2 protein-coding genes and 1 pseudogene are annotated in these 2,435 nt (G+C 56.0%); all 3 read left to right on the plus strand.

Translation table 11 applies throughout. The features are described 5' to 3' along the window. A pseudogene (locus ACF8RA_RS18505) lies at positions 1-536 on the plus strand (hypothetical protein); the annotation flags it as partial. Then, positions 536-1,429, plus strand: a complete 894-nt coding sequence (locus tag ACF8RA_RS18510) for a hypothetical protein (RefSeq protein ID WP_392488089.1) — start codon at positions 536-538, stop codon at positions 1,427-1,429. The pseudogene ACF8RA_RS18505 and the gene ACF8RA_RS18510, both read left to right, overlap by 1 nt. Beyond that, positions 1,426-2,435: T6SS effector BTH_I2691 family protein (locus tag ACF8RA_RS18515; RefSeq protein WP_392519413.1), on the plus strand; the 1,010-nt coding region annotated here is incomplete at its 3' end. The genes ACF8RA_RS18510 and ACF8RA_RS18515, both read left to right, overlap by 4 nt.

Consider the following 2,435-nt stretch of genomic DNA (forward strand, 5'->3'; position numbering starts at 1 on the left):
GTCGAAGTATATTTGGGAACCGTCTCAATGACGGCGAAAGCCGACCAGACATAACTTTAGATACCGACAAAAAACTTCCAACCTTCTTCAACATTAAAGACGAAATAAACGCTTGGCATCAGGTATTTTACTCACCCTCGCTGCTTTCAAAAAAAGAGACAAAACTGTTTGACCTAGGGCATCTGGACAGCAAATGGACTGACTTAAACACATGGACTACTCCGAACTGGACTGCCATCACACACAATCAAGTTTCTAGCATTCCCCCCAATGCTGAATTTACAGTCCTCCTACGAGGATTTCTATTGGGCCAGAGCGAATGGCAAGCCAGCCTGAGTAGCCAACTCGAGAACAATGGCATATCTGTATTCCCAGCCACACCAGACTGCTATGAAATTAGGGGCGGACTAATACTCCACTTCAAGAATCAAATTCGAAACCACCGCCACATTAAACTGAGCATCAAATATCTGCCAAATCTAGGCTTAGATGAACAAGCAAGCTCCTCTCAGACTTTCAAACTTGGGGAACGATAATGGCCATTTCATGGACTTTCACACCCTCCGCACGCTCTCAGTTCACTCCACATATCTCAAGCCAACTATCAACCATAAATAAACATCACTTATCCCTCGTGAACCCATGGGTATCCGACTCCGTATTCATGGGGAAACTATATACCGCCATGACATTAGGGTTAGCAGCCTACATCTACCCGGATATCATGAATGCGGACTTTAGAAAGTCGGTGCTAGCGGACCTTCACTCATTCGCACAATACATTGTTGCACCACTAATATTTACACCATTCATCGCCTACAGGATTTTCTTCATAAAAAACCTGTCAAACATTTACCTCAATCGCGCAACTGGAAAAATCCTATATCAACGTAACAAAAAACTTATCTCATTCGATTGGACCAATACCAAGGGAGGGGTATTTAAGCGCACAGAGTTCGGTGGTTCATCCTTCAGCACTAGCTATGCACTTGCCTTTGCCCCGCCTAGGAAGGACGGTAGCCTTCACAAAAAAGACTGCCTCTGGGTCGACAGCAACGAACCCACCGAACCCGGCGTCAAGCATGTCGCCGAGGTATGGGAATACCTCCGCCACTTCATGGACCACGGTCCGGACAAACTCCCTCCGCCCGGTGAACCCAACTGGTGGCACAAGCCACTCCACGCCATCTGCCTGACCCCGGCAGAAGCCTGGCGCCACTACGCCCCCTGGCGAACCGGTGAGCCCGGTGAAATGCAGGGCAAAAAGAACTGGCAATTGCCGTTCTGGGCCGTGCTGTTTCCCTACAACCTCTCCGTCGCCCTCTGCTGGTATGGCATCTGCCGCCTGTTCAACGTCCGAGCAGCGCCACCGCCACCCGAAGCATTTGAGGAGGCACCAGCGCATTCAACCCAAAGGAAGCGTACATGAGCGACGCCTCCGTCAGCCGTGCTACCTCCGGGCCTGCCTGCAGCGCACGCATACCCATCCTGCCAGTGCGCTACGCCATCGTGCCCCGCACCGCCGACGCTCCCGCCTGCCGCTATGCCGATGCAGGCTTCAACCTGGAACAAGGCTTCCCCACGCTGCAGCACTCGGCCTATACCCTCCGCGCCTTGCGTCCAGGTTATGTCTACGTGTTCATGAAAGGCCCTCAGGGCGAAAAGCTGGTCATTCATGAGCACGTCGGCGTGGGCCTCTACAAGGAGCTGCGCTACCAAGGGCTGGAGGACTACCACCAGCGTGGCCGCTACCTGTCCGGCCAGAGCACGGGCTGGGTGTGGGCCGACACCTGTCAGGACACGGCCAAGGAAGTGTGGATCGGTTACAGCCCGCACCTGTGGACCAACGCCATCACCGCCCGTATCACCGGTTCGCCAGCCCTGCGCAAACGGCACATGCGCCAGCTGGACATGGCCGAGCTGGTGAGCGGCAGCCAGACCCCGTCCACCCAGCCCCATGTGTTGCCAGTGAGTGCCCTGCAAACCTGGGTCGAAGACTTCAAGCCAACCGAGCGGCGCATGCCGCTGACCTGGAGCAGCGACCCGGTCACCGAAACATTGCCCATCGGCAACCTCAATGCCATCGCCCGCCACTACCCCTGGACCCAGCCGAAAGTGCCGGTGGTAGTGGCGCTCGCCGATGCCGAAGGCATGGCCCTGGACCTGAGCCTGTCGGTCTCGGCCTACCAGCATCAACTGCGTGACCTGATGCCGGCCGAGCAACTGGAACACACAAGACCCGCCCAGCCTCCCGAGCAGGAGCGCGTGCCGGCATGCTACCGGCTGGATGCCGAACAGCTCAGCCCGCAGAGCCGCGACTTTCACCATCGCAACCTGGTCGCCATGCTGCTGAACAAGACGCTGGAAAGCCTGTACCCGGCAGATGCCCCCTCACCAGAACTGGCCGCGTTCAGGCTTGGCACGTCACGCCGGGG

The organism is Pseudomonas sp. FYR_5 (assembly GCF_043106315.1).
Lineage (GTDB): Bacteria > Pseudomonadota > Gammaproteobacteria > Pseudomonadales > Pseudomonadaceae > Aquipseudomonas > Aquipseudomonas putida_Y.